General features: G+C 43.6%; 17 protein-coding genes and 1 tRNA gene. 5 read left to right on the forward strand and 13 right to left on the reverse strand.

The genetic code is table 11. The features are described 5' to 3' along the window. Positions 1-2,010, reverse strand: a complete 2,010-nt coding sequence (locus JHJ32_RS04590; protein WP_200120128.1) for a BamA/TamA family outer membrane protein — start codon at positions 2,008-2,010, stop codon at positions 1-3. A 355-nt stretch (positions 2,011-2,365) separates the two neighbouring features. Further along, the gene (locus JHJ32_RS04595) at positions 2,366-3,340 is read right to left on the reverse strand and encodes a GlxA family transcriptional regulator (protein ID WP_200120130.1); all 975 of its coding nucleotides are present in this window, start codon (positions 3,338-3,340) and stop codon (positions 2,366-2,368) included. Between the two features lie 223 nt (positions 3,341-3,563). Between JHJ32_RS04595 and JHJ32_RS04600 the strand changes: the two genes are divergently transcribed. The 5 genes from JHJ32_RS04600 to JHJ32_RS04620 all read left to right on the forward strand — a co-directional run bounded on the left by JHJ32_RS04600 (position 3,564) and on the right by JHJ32_RS04620 (position 7,015). Further along, on the forward strand, positions 3,564-4,142 hold the full coding sequence (locus tag JHJ32_RS04600; RefSeq protein WP_200120131.1) for an NADPH-dependent FMN reductase: 579 nt from the start codon (positions 3,564-3,566) through the stop codon (positions 4,140-4,142). A 111-nt stretch (positions 4,143-4,253) separates the two neighbouring features. Then, on the forward strand, positions 4,254-4,715 hold the full coding sequence (locus JHJ32_RS04605) for a carboxymuconolactone decarboxylase family protein (protein WP_200120132.1): 462 nt from the start codon (positions 4,254-4,256) through the stop codon (positions 4,713-4,715). An 84-nt stretch (positions 4,716-4,799) separates the two neighbouring features. After that, the gene (locus tag JHJ32_RS04610) at positions 4,800-5,384 is read left to right on the forward strand and encodes a hypothetical protein (protein WP_200120133.1); all 585 of its coding nucleotides are present in this window, start codon (positions 4,800-4,802) and stop codon (positions 5,382-5,384) included. Between the two features lie 210 nt (positions 5,385-5,594). Then, positions 5,595-6,689 carry a S41 family peptidase gene (locus tag JHJ32_RS04615; protein ID WP_233632468.1) on the forward strand — a complete coding sequence of 365 codons (1,095 nt, stop codon included), beginning with the start codon at positions 5,595-5,597 and terminating at the stop codon, positions 6,687-6,689. Continuing rightward, entirely contained in the window at positions 6,617-7,015 is a 399-nt protein-coding gene (locus tag JHJ32_RS04620) for a S41 family peptidase (protein WP_233632487.1), read from the forward strand. Before JHJ32_RS04615 ends, JHJ32_RS04620 begins: the two co-directional genes overlap by 73 nt. A gap of 119 nt (positions 7,016-7,134) precedes the next feature. On the opposite strand, the gene JHJ32_RS04625 is transcribed toward JHJ32_RS04620, so the two are convergent. The 11 genes from JHJ32_RS04625 to prmC form a co-directional block, all read right to left on the reverse strand. Beyond that, a complete protein-coding gene (locus tag JHJ32_RS04625) occupies positions 7,135-8,037 on the reverse strand; it encodes an AraC family transcriptional regulator (RefSeq protein ID WP_200120196.1) in 903 nt (300 codons plus the stop codon). A 68-nt stretch (positions 8,038-8,105) separates the two neighbouring features. Then, positions 8,106-9,104 (reverse strand): aldo/keto reductase, encoded by a 999-nt coding sequence (locus tag JHJ32_RS04630; RefSeq protein WP_233632469.1) that lies wholly within the window; start codon positions 9,102-9,104, stop codon positions 8,106-8,108. A 187-nt stretch (positions 9,105-9,291) separates the two neighbouring features. After that, a complete protein-coding gene (locus JHJ32_RS04635) occupies positions 9,292-10,461 on the reverse strand; it encodes a DUF6695 family protein (RefSeq protein ID WP_233632470.1) in 1,170 nt (389 codons plus the stop codon). Between the two features lie 138 nt (positions 10,462-10,599). Next, entirely contained in the window at positions 10,600-11,553 is a 954-nt protein-coding gene (locus tag JHJ32_RS04640) for a lysophospholipid acyltransferase family protein (RefSeq protein ID WP_233632471.1), read from the reverse strand. Positions 11,554-11,556: 3 nt separating this feature from the next. After that, positions 11,557-12,441 (reverse strand): DUF6268 family outer membrane beta-barrel protein, encoded by an 885-nt coding sequence (locus tag JHJ32_RS04645; protein ID WP_233632472.1) that lies wholly within the window; start codon positions 12,439-12,441, stop codon positions 11,557-11,559. Positions 12,442-12,724: 283 nt separating this feature from the next. Then, on the reverse strand, positions 12,725-13,345 hold the full coding sequence (locus JHJ32_RS04650; protein ID WP_200120137.1) for a porin family protein: 621 nt from the start codon (positions 13,343-13,345) through the stop codon (positions 12,725-12,727). Between the two features lie 139 nt (positions 13,346-13,484). After that, positions 13,485-14,240, reverse strand: coding sequence for a LytTR family DNA-binding domain-containing protein (locus JHJ32_RS04655; protein ID WP_200120139.1), 756 nt, complete (start codon positions 14,238-14,240; stop codon positions 13,485-13,487). Continuing rightward, on the reverse strand, positions 14,237-14,971 hold the full coding sequence (locus tag JHJ32_RS04660) for a sensor histidine kinase (protein WP_233632473.1): 735 nt from the start codon (positions 14,969-14,971) through the stop codon (positions 14,237-14,239). Before JHJ32_RS04660 ends, JHJ32_RS04655 begins: the two co-directional genes overlap by 4 nt. A gap of 686 nt (positions 14,972-15,657) precedes the next feature. Continuing rightward, positions 15,658-15,730 (reverse strand) — tRNA-Lys (locus JHJ32_RS04665). A 150-nt stretch (positions 15,731-15,880) separates the two neighbouring features. Further along, positions 15,881-17,530 carry an amidohydrolase gene (locus JHJ32_RS04670; RefSeq protein WP_079718343.1) on the reverse strand — a complete coding sequence of 550 codons (1,650 nt, stop codon included), beginning with the start codon at positions 17,528-17,530 and terminating at the stop codon, positions 15,881-15,883. A gap of 11 nt (positions 17,531-17,541) precedes the next feature. Beyond that, the gene (prmC, locus tag JHJ32_RS04675) at positions 17,542-18,510 is read right to left on the reverse strand and encodes a peptide chain release factor N(5)-glutamine methyltransferase (protein WP_233632474.1); all 969 of its coding nucleotides are present in this window, start codon (positions 18,508-18,510) and stop codon (positions 17,542-17,544) included. Positions 18,511-18,553: the final 43 nt, after the last annotated feature.

The following is an 18,553-nucleotide window of genomic DNA, read 5'->3' on the forward strand; positions in this document are numbered from 1 at the left end:
TCAAAAGGATAATCCCAGTCCGCCAAAAATGCCAACATGACCTTTGGTCGTGTAGGAGACGTCGATCCGTGATTGAAGTTTTAGCTTTGGGATGGCTTGCTGCCGATATCCGACGCCGAATACACCGATGACACCTGGGTTGTACCCTTTGAAAAAATCAGGGGCAACATCTCCGGCCCCGGCAAATACGACATAGCCATATCGCGGGTCGATATTGCTGAAATTGGATCGCAGTTCGGCTTGTACCGCAATGGCTTGCCGATCAATGTACAGGTTACGCCAAACGCCGCGCAATATCCGGTCACCCGAAAGGTAGGGCAGCTGATAAAATGGGGGCTCTCCATTAAAGGTGCCTTGGTAAAGTGCCTGGACAGCCAATGTAGTACCGTTGGTGAGTATCGGTAAGGCGTGGAACCCGCGGTAATCCAATCGGACATCACTATATTGGTAGTCACTCCCCAACCAATCGCCAAAACGCGTGAAAGATAAATCCACATAATAACCTTTTGTAGGGAACAGTACATCATTGCGGGTATCAAAGCGCAATACTGGCCCTATACCGGCTAGCAAACCGCCATCAGCATCGGGTACGGACAAAGATGGGGACTCATCGAAATCTAACGGGCTGTCATGACGGATTTGATACGCAACCCCTGCAAAGAAGCGGTCGCCGATGCCTTTTGTCAAGGCGCCGCTCCAGGAAAACACATCGTTATGGTATGTCGTATTTATCCTCCTTTGAGCGCCGTGCCCCAGTCCGAAGAAATAAGACCGATTGTTGTTGACGTAGCTGATTTGGTTAGCGAAGTGCCATCCTCGTTTACTGAAATAATTTACGGCTAAACTTGTTTGTAATTGACCGCTGAAACCATAAGCCGCAGAAGGTGTTATGATAGATGGGCGGAAATAACGTTTGTCTACTGCTGTGCTATCGTTTTGTGGGTGGAAAATGAAACTCATACCGAAACCCAATAAGAAGTTTGTTTCGGGCGTGTAAGCGATGAGGGGGATGGGCAACATGTCCACCTTTTTGGCTTTCCCTAAATACGCGCTATCAGGTTGGGTTGTCACTGTATCAGCCGGCCTGTAGGCAGCTCTCAGCCACGCATCCTTCAGCACTATCAGCTGTTGGCCATCTAACTGGCCATACGCCTTTACACCCTGATCACGCATCTGCACAGAACGATTGGCAAGGTTCCAGACGATCAGGTTTCCGGTATCATCGAGACTGATCAACCCTGTGCCGGTTGGCGTATAAGCTATCCGCGTGATCTGCCCGCCATTGGTACGGATGGTGTGCAGCACACTGTCCTTTAAAAGATCCCGCACTTCAATCACATTCTTATGATTGATACTGGCGTATTGATGGCGTAGGGTAGGATGGTAGACTAAGCTTGTTAGTCGGGATTTTTCCCAGTTAATCTTTTCGGTTTTTAACGTCTTCGAATGGATGGCCGTTACGATTGAACCTGCGGCTACCAGCAGTTGGGAGCCGTCTGCATTGGCGGCTGCGCTGTTGGTTAGGCTAGCCACGGCTCGTTCAGCCTGTAATTGCCAATACTGCGTGTCATAAGCGGCAAGCTTTGCATTCCAAAACGTTTTGGAATGGATAAAAAAAGCGCTCCTCCCATCCACTGAAATAGTCGCTGATTCCAGTGCAAACGGGAATAGTTGCCTCAATTCACCATTTTTGGCCAGATCGTGTACATAAGTGATCCGCGCTGCCTTTGTCTTGGTCGAATAGATGAACCACCTGCCATCTTCGCTGATGGCACTATAATACAGTACTTCGGGTTGGTGGGGTGCGGCGATACGGGTATTTACATGGGTCAATGCGTCAGTGACAACAAAAAAACCGTCCGATAACGTCAGCACCTTCCCACCGTTGAAGGCCAGTACCCCCGCTGTATCCCCGGACATGGTTGGTTGTGCTTGGCTGGTGCCAACAGAAAGGTAGCTTGAAATAAAGAACAGGCAATAGAAATGTAAGATAATATTAGGAATTGACATCAGCTCGCTTTTCGTTAAAAATATATTGTTTAAAGATGCAAATGTATCGTAATGGCTTCTTGCTTCCAATTCAATTATACGAACGACGGCATTCATGATGTGAACGGCTCATTTGAACAGATCAGACATTTACGAATACGTTAACCGTTCCAGCAACACGTCAGGTGGACTAATGAATCTTGGAGGTAAATCATTTAGTAGAACGAATAGTCCTTACTGACCAAAGCCTGTTGTTGTAGAATAGGTGCTTACGGAATCCAACGAGCATTAAAAGGCGCTGCTGATAACACTGTCTAACATAGCGCTATGACAGACAGTTGTTTCAACCCTTTGGGGGGGTAGCGTTTGAACACTTCTACTCCACCTGCCTTTCCTGATATTTAGTGCGATACTGTAGGGGTGATAGCCCTGTTTCCCGTTTAAAAACCCGTCGGAAAGCTTCAAAATCTGTATAACCGACTTCATAGATTATTTCGCTTATGGTTGAGTCGTCGTGTTCGAGAAATTTCTTGGCAGCTTCCATCTTCATTTTTTGGATGTACGTATTCACGGTATGGTGGGTTGCCCTTTTAAATCTCCGTTGAAAGGTTCGTTGCCCCAATTGACCGATATCTGCCAATCCTTCGAGATTTAACCTGTCCTGATAATGACGTTCAATGTAGTCCTGTACCCTGTGTATGGCGTTATCATTGTGAAGTCGACTACCTTCAAAGATGGCATACGAAGCTTGATCTATTCGAGTCATGTCCACTTCAAAGTATTTACTGGTTTTAACGGCAATTTCATAATTAGAAAACTTGCCTACTAAATAAACAAGCAGATTCCAGTAGGAGTTGGCACCACCGCTTGTATAAAGTCCCTTATCATCTGTAATGACTTTATCAACCAATCTTACCTTAGGGTATTTTGAGCGAAACTCGTTCACTGCTTTCCAATGTGTGGAACACCATTTGTAGTCTAATAAGCCGGTTTCAGCCAATAAAAACGCTCCTACGCACAGGCTAGCCACTTGAGCACCGTCCTTATAACGTTGTTTAATCCAAGGAATGAACTCCTTATTAATGTCTACACTTTCTGATAAATCGCCGCTCAAGGGCGGGATAAGGATAAGATCTGTAGTCTTTAGTCTGTATATCGTTGTATCTGACTGTATGATATAGCTCCCTTCATGCAGTTTCATCTCGTCGGAAAGCCCTACCAGCTGAACCTGAAACATGGGTTTTTCCCCATTTTCTTCGAGGAAGTCATTAACGCTCTTAAACATATATTGAGCATTTCCAATGGCTGCAATCAACGACTTCTCAACAACAAGTATGGAAACACGCTTCATTTGTTCACCAAATTAACTAAAATGAGCAATGATAATCAATTTATATCAAATTCTCATGCGTTGATTAACACACAGCTTACGAATAAAGTTGCCGGTCTGAGATCGTACTTGAGCAGCAATATGGCAATAATACCATCGTTAATTGTCACTTTTGCCTATGTGGTTTTTTTGAAAAAGGTAATAGTTTTGACAAAACAGTTAGTTTAATAAAAATAGAAAAGCTATGAAAATAGTAATTTTAGCAGGAAGCGTAAGGAAGAACAGAAAATCCATAAATGTTTGTCTTTACCTTGAAAATCAGTTTTCCAATCTTGGAATTGAAGTGGACGTAATTGATATGACGGAGAATCCCCTCCCCATTTATGACGGTTTTGCAGAGGAGAATTCGGATGTAATGAAAATAGCGGAAAAGATTAGTGTGCGGTTAGAAAATGCCGATGCAATGATATTGGTTACCCCGGAATATAACGGTAGCTTTTCGGGGGTACTCAAAAACACCTTGGATTATTTTTGGGTTGAATTTGCCCGTAAACCGATTGGGATCGCCGCCGTTTCTGCGGGAAGAATGGGCGGAATCAACGCTTCGACACAATTACAGCATGTGATCTTAAGTTTAGGAGCTTATCCCTTGCCTATAAAACTCCTTGTTCCTGATGTAGAAAACACTTTTGACAGCAACCTCAGTCCGATAAAAGATGACTTCATAAATAACACAAATGAGTTCATAAAAGAATTACTGTGGTTTGCTAACGCCTTAGCTAAAGCAAAAACGGAAGACGTAAAAGAAATGGTAATAACATGATACAGTCTGTACAATGTCTTACGGGAGCGTTCAAGGATAGTCGTGGCTCAACGAATAGTTTGTGCAATTATTTCACATATCGCAATGGATGGGCGATTCAAACAATTGGTTATGAAAGAAAGAATTAAATTATCACAAATCTCAAAAGAGCATGTAGACGTATTGATGCAAACGGAAAATTACATCAAAAACAGCTGGATACCGGCACGACTTATGGAGCTTATAAAGTTTCGTGTTTCTCAGATCAACGGCTGTGCCTATTGTCTGGATATGCACTTCAAAGAGGCCATTCATCATGGTGAAAGTGATAAGAGATTGTATTCCCTGTCTGCCTGGAGGGAGTGCCCTTACTATTCAGAAAAAGAACGCGTGGCTTTGGATTTTGCAGAATCGCTGACGCTGGCCAGTGAAAACGAGATCAGTGATGAGCAGTTTAAAAATCTGAATGCGCTCTATACTGTTCAGGAAATTGCCGACCTGACTATGCTAATTAGCCAAATCAACCTCTGGAATAGATATATGAAAGTGCTTCGCACTACTCCGGGGAATTATAAAGTAGAACAAGCTTCATAGTTCTCTGAATGATTTTTGTAAATTAAAAACCACCATCCCACGTGGGTAAATGCCACTCCATTTAGTTGTTATATTAAACCTGCAATGATAAAATCAAACTCAATATACTTTCTTTTAATAGCATTCATGATGGGGATTGCCCCGATGTGCATTTATAATGCATATACACAAACTGCTGAAAGGCTACAATTTGAAGTAGAATCAGACCCACTTGCATTTGTTTTCAACGGCTATTCTTTACACGCTGCAATTACCTATTCCGGTTTTAGGACGAGCTTAGGTGTTTTTGCGATTGAAACTCCTGACTTTTTACTTCAGAATGAGGCTTATTCAGTATATACCTCCGGGTATGATGTTAAAACCGATTACCTTTTTGGGGAAAGTAGAGGATTCTTTGCAGGGATTCAACTCACCTATACCGCAGATATATTAGAACTAAAAGATGGCGAAGGTGATACGGATAGACTCAGAAACCTGAATATTGGAATAAGGGCTGGGTATCGTTTTATGTTTGGTAAAAAAGAAAACAACTATAAAGGTTTTTACATTTCGCCCTGGGTTGCACTTTTGTATAATCCCTCGACAAAGACCGTCAGTCAAGGGGCTGAGGAATACAAGCAGGCTTCCTGGGTCCCATTTCCAACGATTCATCTTGGGTGGAGGTTTTAAAAAAAGCTATCAATTGATTCAGACAGTTTCCGAAAAATTACTGGATACTTTGGAAATAGCTATTTTTACCCCAGAAAACATACAAAAATGAAATTCATTTTAACAATATTCTTATTCTTGCATTTTTTAATATTAGCCCATGCACAATCAGAAAAAAATGCTCCAGCAAACAGCTGGACAACACAAAATCGATTGTTATCACCACAGGAAATGCAGGATGACCTGCAAGTATTTCTCGACATCCGTAAAAACGTGAATTCGGGGCTGTACATCTATCGCACGGAAAAACAGATAGACAGCATCTACAAGTGGGCTTTTGAAAAAGTGAAACAGCCGCTGCCCCTTAATGACTTTTTTAAAATCATTCTTCAATTGACCGATTTTGAGGGCAGCCTCCACAACTATACCGAACCGGGCACCAATTTAATGGGTTTCCTGAAAGAACAGCGTGTTTATTTCCCATATCATTTGACCTATATGGACGGTAAAATGATCTTTGACGGGTACCACGATACTATTCCACCGGGAGCAAGAATCCTGAGTATAAATGGGGTAAACGATACGGAACTGATGCGCTCCTTTTATAAATATTTCCCTGTTGATGGATACAACAAAACCTATAAATTATCATCTGCTGTGGAAAAGGTTTTTCATTGGCGGTATTTTATGGAATATGGCCTTACGGCCGAGTACATCGTGGAATATACGGCACCGGGTTCTGAAAAAGTCATGACTACCACCCTGCCGGCCGTATCCTTTGAAGCTTATGAAGAAAACCAGAACAACAAATTCAGCGCACCCATATCTGATAAGCTTGATTTCAAAAAGCAGCCTGCTTATGGCTTTGAAATGATACGACCCAATACAGGCCTGCTTAACATTAGGTGTTTTTGTATGGCAACCGGAATTGACGACCCGGCTTTTGAAGTATATGTCAGTTTTATCGATAGTGTTTTCAATGTGCTTGACCAAAACAAAATTCCCAATTTGATTATTGATGCGCGTAACAACCCCGGGGGAAGTGACCCCACTTTTGAACAACCGATCATGTACCTGAGCGATGAGAATTTCAAGGAAAACCTGGGGGCTCATATTATTTTTGACCCAAGCACTATCCCTTATGAAGAGTACTTTTGGGGTGTTTCCACTACAGAACGTATAGACAGTCTAACCCTGCAAAAGGACGCGAATTCCTTAAAGATTATTTTTATGATTTTAAAGACGGTAAAAGCCTGCAAAATGAAAAATACAATCCCGTATATAGATCCAAATCCCCTGCATACCAAGGAAAACTCTACTTGTTGATCAATGAGAACGTGGCTTCTGCAGCTTCTCATTTTGCCTCCTTGGTAAAAGCATATGCCAGAAACGTAACCATCGTAGGTGTGGAAACCGTAGGCGGGTATTATGACCACAATGGCCATATATCTTTAGTATATGAACTTCCCAATTCTGAAATAAAAACGAAATTCTCGGTAGTCTATGTGGTTCAGGATGCTCGAGTATTGCCCGACCAACCACAGGGGAGGGGCATAATACCCGATTATGAAGTATGGCCACGGTTGGATGACTTTTTACAACATAAAGATACCCAGATGGAATTTATATTACAGCTTATTGGAAATCAATAGCAATTAAAAAAACACCCAATTATTAATGAACGATAATCACTACAACAAGGAGGGTTTGGCCCAACAGGGCACAACAAAGGGCTTTTACCCGAGCTGAAAGACGTTGTGAGCCTTGTATCTTAATTATCAGTTAAATGCCTTCGGAATTCAAGAGGCGACAAGCTGGTTTTCTTCTTGAACAGCGTACTGAACGACTGTGCGTGTTCAAAACCTAGTGTATAAGCGATTTCGCTTACGGATAAATTTGTAGTCGAGAGTTTTTCCTTCGCCTTTTCAATCAACTTCTGATGTATATGCTGTTGTGTATTTTGCCCCGTACGCATGCGGAGCAGATCACTCAGGTAGTTGGGAGACAGGTTCATCAGTTCGGCCACGCGTTGTACCGTCAACAGTTCCGGTTGTGTTGTAGTACTGCTGTCAAAATATTCATCGACAAGGTGTTCAAATCTGGCAAGCAGTTGATGATTGTGGTTCTTCCGGGTGATAAACTGCCGCTCATAAAATCGATTGGAGTAATTGAGCAACAACTCAATTTGCGATAGGATAATTTCCTGAGTATATTTATCAATATGCAGACATTCCTTATCGATCTTGTTCAATATGGTAATAAGATCATCTTCTTCTTCAGCAGAAAGATGCAGCGCCTCATTTACAGCGTAAGAGAAGAAGCTATAACGGTTGATGTTGCTTGCCAGTGGATGGGCCAGCAAAAAGTCAGGATGGAAAATAAGCAGGTAACCAGATCCGCATTCCATGTTATTCAGATCCAAATGTTGCACCTGATTAGGGGCAGTAAAGCTCAGAACGCCCTTATTGTAATCATAATGTTGCTGACCATATCGTATTTTGCCCTTGACTTCCCTTTTGAGGGCAATACAATAAAAGCTGTTCACAAAACCTTTCCATACATCATCTTCCAGGAAAAAACTTTCGGACAAGTTAATCACACTTACCAGTGGATGGCGTGGCTCCGGTAAAGAGAGTAACCGGTGAAATTCTGATACCGATCTGATGGCATTCATCATACTAATTTAAACATTTTAATGTGTACAGTAGCGGCTGCATCCGTAAATGCAGCCGTACAAATCCTCTAATCAATAAGCCCCATACTAAACTCATCGTATGGATTACCGGTATCGGTACCCGGCGGTACGATACGCTCGAGTTTCGACAGGTCGGCCTCGCTCAACTCAACTTCTGCGGCCGCTAAGTTTTGCGCTACATATTTCCTCCGTTTGGTGCCCGGAATCGGTAAGATACCCTTGTTTATAATCCAGGCCAGCGCCAGCTGTGATGCGGTTATTTCTTTCTCTTCGGCCATTGCCTCAATTGCTTTAACCAGTTCAATATTCTTGTAAAAATGTTCTTCCTGAAAACGGGGGATTGCCCGGCGGAAATCATCTTCCGGTAAGTCATCTATATTTCGGATCTGTCCCGACAAAAAGCCACGTCCCAATGGTGAATAAGCAACAAATCCTATCCCCAGCTCATTCAGCGTGTTCAGTATGCCGCGTTCCTCGACGGTACGTTCAAATAAAGAATATTCACTTTGTACCGCCGTAATCGGGTGAATGGCGTGAGCTCTTTTCACTGTTTCTGACGATACTTCCGACAGTCCGAGATAACCCACTTTTCCCTCCTTCACCAGCTCGCTCATGGCCTCTACGGTCTCTTCGATGGGCGTGTTTTTATCCAGTCGGTGCATATAGTACAGATCAATATACTCGGAGTTCAGATTTCTAAGCGAACGTTCCACCGCTTTTCTGACATATTCTTTTTTGCCATTGATAGCCCAGGTCACTTTGTTGTTATCATCTATTTCCCAGCCGAATTTTGTCGCGATGATATATTTATCCCTATTACCATCTATCGCTTTAGCAATCAGCTGCTCATTTTTGAAGGGTCCGTACAGATCGGCAGTATCTAAAAAATTGCCACCCAGCTCGAGCGACCGGTGAATTGTCGCGATAGCTTCCTGTTCGTCGGCCTCGCCATACATGTTTCCTTCTTCAAAACCCGTCATACCCATACAGCCCAGACCTATAACGGGTACGACCAAACCTTGGCTTCCTAAATTTATTTTTTTCATAACCATACTATCAAATTTGATAAATCAAAGTTCGCTAAGAACATTTTAACAGCTGTATGCAAAGCCCTGAAAGTTGTATGCAAATCAAGGATTAGCTAACTATGCATTAAGTGAAAAATGCTAAAGATTAAATCTGATGTTGTTATGGAGATTCAGGGATAATGGGTAATCTGTACTAAGCGTTTCATCACAAAATTTGCCCATTCACTTCCCTTTGAAGCTCGAAAGAAACTGCTTTCTCTATATTACTTTTTAATCTTGTTTTTAACTTATATTCTTGGGTATCAAATAAATAATCGATAGGCAGTCGTTGTATATGGTTGATGCGAATTTTACATCCGTCCTGTTTCACATGAGTAAAGAGGAGATGGCTGTCATACGAGATTTCAAAAGGTTGTGATAGTTTAATCGGTCTGGTTGTTTTGCCGAGTACAGCGTACTCCAATTCTCCATTTGAAGTAAATCTTTTGATGACGAATTTGTCGTTATATGTGGGGCGTATACTAAACCATGCTCCGTCACCCACACCGCCGAGATATTGCGCGTCTTGAGGTACAGCAGTAGGTTTAGAAGAAAAGTTCATACAACCAATGACGTGGTCATTGGGCAAAAGCCTCGCTTTCTTTAGCATGATGTTGTCGCCAAGATTCTTTAGTAATAATAGTAGGGACTGCCAGCGATTCAATTTAAAACGCTTTAAGCCTTGTTCCCGAGTATACGAATATATCATCCGGTCAGGTACCACATTAACCACATTGCTAATGGGACTGGCTTTAATCGTTTCGGGAAAGTTGACTCCGTGACTCCAATTGTACCTTTTGGATGAACGCATCAGCATACGGGTAATAAAGCGGGAACAGTTATTATTGTTACGGGCTACTGCACCGTAGGGGTAACTTCCTTGACATACACAATCATCTCCATAAGCTTTGGCGAGCTCAAAGTTGATGTCACGGGCGATAGCGAAATAGAGAATCCCTTCTCCGTTCATCGCAGATGTCAAAGCTTCAATTTGTTCTGTAACCTCTTCGAGGTTAGCGATACATTCATTTTCAAACGTTGCCTTTAGATTAATATCCAAGCGAGGGTCGGAAAACTTGGAGCGCGCACGGCCGTATCCCCGAGGCGTTATATAACGTCCGAAGTCATAAAAGAGCATCTCGCCCGTTTCCCGTTTAATTATAACAATACCCGTATGACCGACTTTGAAATTTAGGTTTTTTACGATGCCGACTTTCCTGAAAAACATCATCCACTTTTCATCTCCACGAATGGTAGCATCAGGCCATGTTAAAATAAGGGCTATATCATTGTAGGTGATAGGTGGCTGCATGAAATCTTTTTTTGAAATTGGCATTAAAGTAAACCCCGTTTATTGAAAAAAACCGTATTTGATTTTTTATCGAGGCTATACAGTGACAGTTCAGATAGTACCTGTTTTTGTTGTCCTTTGCAATTATCATTAATATAATTGCGGGTATGTAAACCATCGTAATCATCGTTTCCAACGCTTATGTGTCCACAGCCAACCGTATGGTTCTTCCCTGATATTTTCCGTTAATAGGTCAATGTACTTTTGGGTTATTTCGCCATCGGCCGTAGATTGCGCATTGGCGCTTATCGGTACGAAGATTACTTTGTAATTTCCTTTTGATAGCTGTGTAATATGCAGATAGATAACTGCCGTCCGACCCTTGCGAGCCAATTTTTCCATCCCTGAAAAAAAATATGTTTCCTGATTCAATAAAGTAAACCTGTATTTTTCCTCCTTTATGCGTGGACATTGGTCAGCAAGAAAAAGATAGACGGCAGGGGTTGGGCTTTTAGATAGGACATGGCGCATAACTGCGCTATCAGCTAATAACTTCATGCCAAAACGAGACCTTAGTTTAATCATTAGCCTATTTATCGTCCCAGACCTAAGGGGTTTGTAAACGGCATACATTTCGTGGCGTATTTTGTATGGCATGAAATTTAACATCTCCCAATTGCCACAATGCCCCAAACAGGCAATGACATTTTTCCCAGAACTTATATACTGGTCTATCAGCTCCAGATTCTCAAATATTATTTTCTTATCAAGTACTTCCGCCGGAGCAGAGACACTTTTTATCATTTCGGCAAAATAGGATACAAAACAAATGTAAAACTTTTTTACAATTGCGTGGATTTCCCCATATCGCTTTTCAGGAAAGGAGCGTGCAACATTTTGAAGGACTACCGCTTTTCTATACCCGATGATGTAATAAACAAAAAAAAAAGTGAGAGACGCCAGCGCATACAGAAATCCCATTGGTAACAGACTTATGGCGTAGGTGAAAGTATATAAGACCCTATATGCAACAGCCTGTAAGGCATGCTTCATTTTCATCTGAATAGTTGCTTTTTTCGGTGATGAAGCTTGCATGAGTTCATCATATTTTTTGATTGACAACCCTGTAGGTTTCATGGATTAAAATTTCATTTTTAAACCAACGGACGCATACGGAGAGACAGAAAAGTGGTAGTCATTATCACCTGCAAACACCCCCTTCAAGGTTCTGGCGCTGTATGACGCAGGACGGAATAGATTCAGCCCCGCCATACCCGTCATGGAAAGCCCCTTATTGCCAAGTTTTACTTCGGGACGAAACCCTGTAACGATATATTGGTGGAAGAATATCACATCTTCGCCGTCCTTTTCCAACAGAGCTACCTGTCCGTTCATTTCAAGGGCATAGGATAGTTTGAACCTGTTATTGAAACCATAACTTACCGACACGTCCAAGCCCTCTACCAGTTCAATATTTACATCGTATTTCCCATCGTGGCTCCAATTGACATAAACCGCAGGGAATATCATGGGGTAGCCCAGCGAACTGTTTATAGCCACACCGCCTCCAATGTCAAGATTGGGATTCAGATGACGGATAAAGACAACTCCGCCGCTTCCAAGCACATTTTTGAAGCTGATTTTGGAAAAGTCGGTAGAAGGTGTAAATACGCCCATTCCGACACTTGCCCTCATCGACCATTTGTCGTTCAACGGGCGTAAATGATAAACGCCTAAATGCAAGTTCATGATTTCGGACACCATATATTCCGAAAAATTCTGGTTTTTCAACGATACGTATGCCCCGCCAAGACCAAGTCCCCAGGCGGTCGGACGGTTGTTCTCATTTAACCTCATGGATAAGGGCATGCTGAACGCCCCCTGGTAAACCATGGCCGAGCCTTTCGCATCACCAATTTTTTCCCTTGGTTTCTCGCCTGGAGGCAAATAATAGTAGTCGGAACTTCCAATGTACTCCATTCTGAAGGACACCTGCTGTGCTTTTGACTCCAAGCATAACAACATGAGCAATGCTGCTAAGTATAATGATATTGACTTCACGATGTTAGAATTGTATCTGTACATTTTTGTTATATTCTGACCAAAAGAATGATGAAACAGGCAAAACAGAAAGCGATAAGCTGCGGATTGCAGAATCGACGGGATGAAATGTAGCATGAAAAGCATGGAATAAATGATAGGCGCACTAGACAGCGTAAGAAGCTATTACGTACCGATATTCAGGTATCTCACGTTTGGCATGAACCTAACTTCGGTACGCAATCTGCTTTTGATAACTCCTTGACTTTTAAAATTTGTAGGCCACTCCGATGGACGCAACGTGGCTTTTCATCGAACCCCCTTTTGCTTTTTGCAGGTCTGCGAGGCCGAGCTGGTAATTTGCATTTATTTGCCAATTTTTATCAAAGTCGTAGCCAATAATACCCCCGACGCCGTAGTCAAAACGGTTCATGGCCGGTCTGCCCGCTTCGCTGTTATTTTTGAAAAGGTTTACACCATTGGACTTCGTACTGATGCCGTAGCCAACATACGGGCCTGCTCCTATAAAGGCTTTTCCGCTGCCCAACTCTCCCTGCACAATCCCGAAAATTGGCACCTCTACGCCGAAAGATTTGATTTTATTGGTTGTTCTGTCTGCTGTGGATTCCAGCTTGGAAGTCCTGTAATACACATCGATACCGGATTGCAGGGCAAAGTTTTGAGTTAGGTCGTATCTGACGAAACCGCCAACCGAACCGCCTATGTTCATTTTGCTTTTGAATCCTTTCATATTGCCGCTTAACCGATAATTGGAAAGGCTTGATCCGGCTTTGAAGCCGATTGATACAGGATTGTCCTGTGCAGATAATTGAAAGGAGAAAATCAGTGCACCTACCGCGGAAGCAAATGTTAATACGTTCTTTTTCATTGTTCTGAAATTTTAATGTTGTTTTTAAATTCTGAACAAAAGAACAACGAACGGTGCGGTTACGAAATCTTTAAGCGATAGGCCTTAGAATCTAATAAATGAACTGCACTATCCAAGGAATGGAATTTTCAGCATCAAGCTATTGCACAATACCGTCCATCCATCTCAGGAAGTCCGGCACGCGTACACGGCTTACCAAAACCTCATGCGGGCATTGGGGTACAAAGGAAAGTTTCATACGGCTGTTGAAGTATTTTGCAACGTTTTCAATGGCTTTTACATTCCCGATGCAATTACGTGATACACGGAAAAACAAACGGCTATCAAGCTGTTGCTCTAATTGGTCTAAGGTATAATTAATGATATAGCGTCTATCGTTGAATGTATGGAGGAAGACGACCCCGTCTTCACTGTAAAAATGGGCAATATCTTTGGTCTCTATATAATGATAGCTTTCCCCTTTGGATATCAGGAAACGATTTTTGGTTTTAAGCGATAATAATTGCTCAAAATTCTTGGATTTGCTTTTATAAGTACGGTTATGGAAGATGTTCTCAAATTTGGTTAATGCTGTCTCTAGTTCACTTTCATCAAATGGTTTTAACAGGTAATCGATACTGTTCAACTTAAACGCTTTTATAGCGTGTTCATCGTAAGCTGTCGTAAATATAACAGGTATGGTGACCTCCACATGGTTAAATATTTCAAAGCAGTTCCCGTCGGCGAGACGGATATCCATAAGAATCAAATCAACAGCGGATTCTTTCAGAAATCCAATGGTATCGACAACCGTTTTCGTTTGGTTCTCCAACAGATAACCCGGACGTAATTTCATCATCATACGTTTCAGTTCTTCGTATGCGAACCGCTCATCTTCTACTATCAGGTACTTCATGACTGTATATAGGGAATTTTTACAATAAACATTTGCTCGGTATGCTCAACCGCAACTTCTTTAGCATAGATTTTATATTGATTGGCGATGTAATTCAGCCCTATTCCACCGTTGTCTGCACTGCCTGATGGTTGGATGTTGTTTTCGACCGTAATATAGTCATTATCAACATTGATTATAATATTCAACGCTGATTCTTCGGTTGCGATATTGTGCTTGAATACATTTTCTATAAGCAGTTGCAGCGTAAGGGGGATAATCTTATGCTGTTCACTGGACGATATTTTATTTACCGTAAAGGTAAAAGAGTTTTCGAACCTCATTCTCATCATAAATATATACGAATCCAAGGCATCCAATTCTTCCGCAACAGATACTATTGGCTGTTGAGTGAGGGATAGTACATATCGATACGTTTTTGAAAGGGCTTTGGTAAACTTGTTGGCGTTTTCCTGATTTATGTATATTAATGACGATAATACATTCAGGGAATTAAACAGGAAATGCGGGTTTATCTGTGACCTCAATGTCTCGTGCTGAAACAGGAGGACCTTTCGTTTGGCTTTCTCGGAATCGGCTATGGCTTTTTGTTCAGATTGGAAATAATGGATTAACTCGAATACCAACAGAATAGGAATATTTGTAGACATAGCAAATGCAAACTTGACAAGGAAAGGAGGCAGTCCATCTTCGGGAATGAGAAACACGTCATATATCACAAAATTGAACATCCATAATAGTATCAAGCATATCAAGGTTATACCGGCAATGTCTGCCACAATACGTAAAAATATATTCTTGGAATATGGTAAATATTTGTTTAAAAACAATAGTAATCGGTAATCTGCTATACACATGGCAAAGATTACGACGTAATGAGCCGATAACTGTATATGAAAATTACTCCATAGGTCTTCTTTCATTAAAATAATGCTGAAAAGCATCTGGCACAAAGCGTATATCAGTGTCGAGCAGAGAAAGATGACCAGTCTTTTTACATTTGTTCTTTTTATTTGAACCATTCTTCAAAAGTAAAGTTTCCATGCAAGATTTATTGGGAAATGCCTCCGTTTTCCGATGAAGTTCATTATTTAGGGGATGAATTAACGATTGAGGTTTTGGAGAGAGACGAAACGGCTTGGCAGTAGTAGGCGCTATGAAAACGGCTATTGAGAAAAAGGCTCATCGTAAGTCCGATGTTCAACGAAGTAGTTCGAAGCCGGCCGGCTCTTCATTCTCATCCCGGTTTAAACGACAAAGCCCCGACTTTCGTCGAGGCTTTGTGATCCCGCTGGAATTGGCTCAGCCCCGCCGTTCCCGTGCACGCACCCTGAGCCTCCTTCGGATCGAACCCTGCCACCGCTTCATTCTCATCCCAGCTTTATACGACAAAAGGCGCTATCTCTAGCGCCTTTTGTGATCCCGCTGGGATTCGAACCCAGGACCCATACATTAAAAGTGTATTGCTCTACCAGCTGAGCTACGGAATCATCTTTTTTAAGAGCGCTTTCCTTTTCTGGAAAGTGGTGCAAAGATAGGATTATCGATTGTATCGTCCAAAATAAATTGCAGATAATTTTTATGAAATAATAACCGCCTTTGTTTCAGTAATTAAGGTTTTCGCAAAAATATACCGCGAATTATTCATTGTCTTTTTCATACACGATTTCTCCTGCAATAACGGTTTGCAAAACCGTAATGTCGCGTAATTCCGCTACCGGAACGGTCATAATGTCTTTCTCCAACCGGACAAAATCGGCCTTCTTGCCCACTTCGATGCTTCCTCTGGTGTCTTCTTCAAAGGCGGTATAGGCGGCCCAAGTGGTCATGCCACGCAATGCGGCTTCTCGATTGATGGCATTCTCCGGTTGGAAGCCTCCTGCGGGGTAGCCGCTCGCATCCGTACGTGCCACGGCAGCATGGAAGCCCCAGATCGGATTGATGCTCTCCACGGGGAAGTCGCTGCCCAATGCAAGCCGTCCCGTTTCGTCGAGCAGTTGCTTATATGCATAAGCCCCCTTGATGCGCGCTGAACCAATTCGATCGGCGGCCCAGTACATATCTGAAGTGGCATGCGTGGGTTGTACGGAAGGAATAACCGAATACTTACCGAACTTGTCGAAATCGTCCGGGGCTACGATCTGCGCGTGTTCGATGCGCCAGCGGCGATTGTTCTTCCCTTTGAGGTATTTGCCGTAGATGTCCAGTATTAGACGGTTGGTGGAATCGCCAATGGCATGGGTAGCTACCTGGAATTTGCTGTCCACAATGCGCGCAATGGCTGAATCAATTGTTTGAGGGCTGAACAATAAAAAGCCCGTTGTGGCAGCATCCGCGTAGGGGCGGAGCAGACAGGCGCCGCGGGAGCCCAGTGCACCGTCAGCTAATATTTTGAAGGTATGTGCCATGAGCCGTTCGCTTACATAGGGGCCTTCGGCCAGGTAGTGGCTCAGATTTTCTTCCGTGAGGCTAATCATCGCGTTGTTCCGTATACGCAGCAATCCATTTTTGTACAGGCTATCCAGAAAAACGATGGTGCGCCGATCAAGACCAGCGTCGCTCACCGTGGTCAGGCCAACGGCGACACAGTTTGCTTCGGCCTCCTGCAATAGCTGAATGAGCTCTTGTGTAGACGGCTCAGGAATAGCTGCTGCCAACAGTTTCATGGCGTTGTCTACCAGTATGCCGGTAAGACGGCCGTTCTTTTCTTCCACCAAGCCGCCTTCAACAACGGTGGGCCCGGTGATACCCGCCAACTCAAGGGCCTTGCCATTGGCCACGGCTGCGTGTCCATCGATCCGTACAAGGTATACCGGTACATCCGGGAATGCTTCATCGAGTTTACTCCTATCCGGAAAGGCCTTGGTTTCCCATCGGTTTTGATCCCATCCGCGGCCGCGCAGCCACGATGCTTCAGGATGGGAGGCCCGGAACGTTTTGAGGCGATCGATGATTTCGTCGAACGAGGAGGCGCCGGTCAGGTCCACTTGTCCAAGGGTCTCTGCATAACCAAAGAAGTGAGCGTGTGCATCGTAAAATCCGGGATATACAGGCAGACCCTGTGCGTCAATGGTCTCCTTGGCTTTGTAAGCAGAGCGTATCTCGTCATTGGTGCCTACGGCAATAAATTCGCCATTGCGCACGGCAAAAGCTTCTGCAGTGGCGAACGACGAGTCAACGGTATAAACGACGGCGTTATGCACGATGAGGTCGGCCTGCTTGACCCCGTCGCAGGAAGATATGACTGCTGTGGCTGCGGCCAGAAAGAGGATGAATGTGTTATGTGTCATGTGGTAAATGGTTAGTTATTGCTCATTGTAGCGTGGATCATTCGGTCGGCCTGCTGCATATCCTGATGCAAGGAAACATGCTGGAACCCTTTTTTATAGAGCAGGTCGCACACTGCTTGGCCGTAGCTGCGGTTAATCTCGAAATATAGGTCGCCGTTTGGGTGCAAATGTTTCTGTGCGAATGCGGCGATGTGTTCATAAAACAACAGCGGCGTACTTGTGTCCACAAAAAGCGCCTGATGAGGCTCGTGCGACAGCACATTGGGGTGCATGTCGTGTTGTTCGTTCGCCGTGATATAGGGCGGATTGCTTACGACGATGTCGAATACCTGTCCTTCCTGAAAAATGACGTCCCATTCCAGCACGTCAGCGTTGATAAAGTTGATGGCTGCCGATTGAGCATCGGCATTTTGCTTGGCAACCCGTAGGGCCGCCGCCGAAATGTCAAGCGCATAAACGGAGGAATCAGGGAAGGCTTTTTTCAGTGCAATGCTGATGCAGCCGCTGCCTGTGCCGATGTCAATGATACGCCGAGGCATCGAGCCGGCCGCTTGGTGCCCGCTGATGATTAAGTGCACGAGTTCTTCGGTTTCGGGGCGCGGAATTAAAACGGATTCATTGACTGCCAGCCTCATCCCCATAAACCACGCGTATCCAAGGATGTATTGGATTGGCATGGCCTTTTTCAAGGACGATAGCGTATCCAGCAGCCAGTCTACGTCCTGCTCAGGCAGATGCTCGTGCTTGCGGATCAGGTAATCCCGCCGGGACCACCCCAATCGTTCTTCAAGCAGCAGGGAATAGAGCTGCCGGGCTTCGCCAGCATCGTAGAGCGACGCCAGCTCATTCACAAATCGCTGTTCGATGTAGGCAACGGGGTGCATAAGCACAAACATACAGCATACTTTCGGTTTGGCAAAACAATACCGGTTTGTTACCGATTCGTTACCGAATGGCTGAACCTGGCTTACCCTTTCCATACGGTTTGCTTACCTTTCCCATACTTCTTGTATACCCTTTCCA

The organism is Parapedobacter sp. ISTM3 (genome assembly GCF_016533505.1).
Classification (GTDB): domain Bacteria; phylum Bacteroidota; class Bacteroidia; order Sphingobacteriales; family Sphingobacteriaceae; genus Parapedobacter; species Parapedobacter luteus.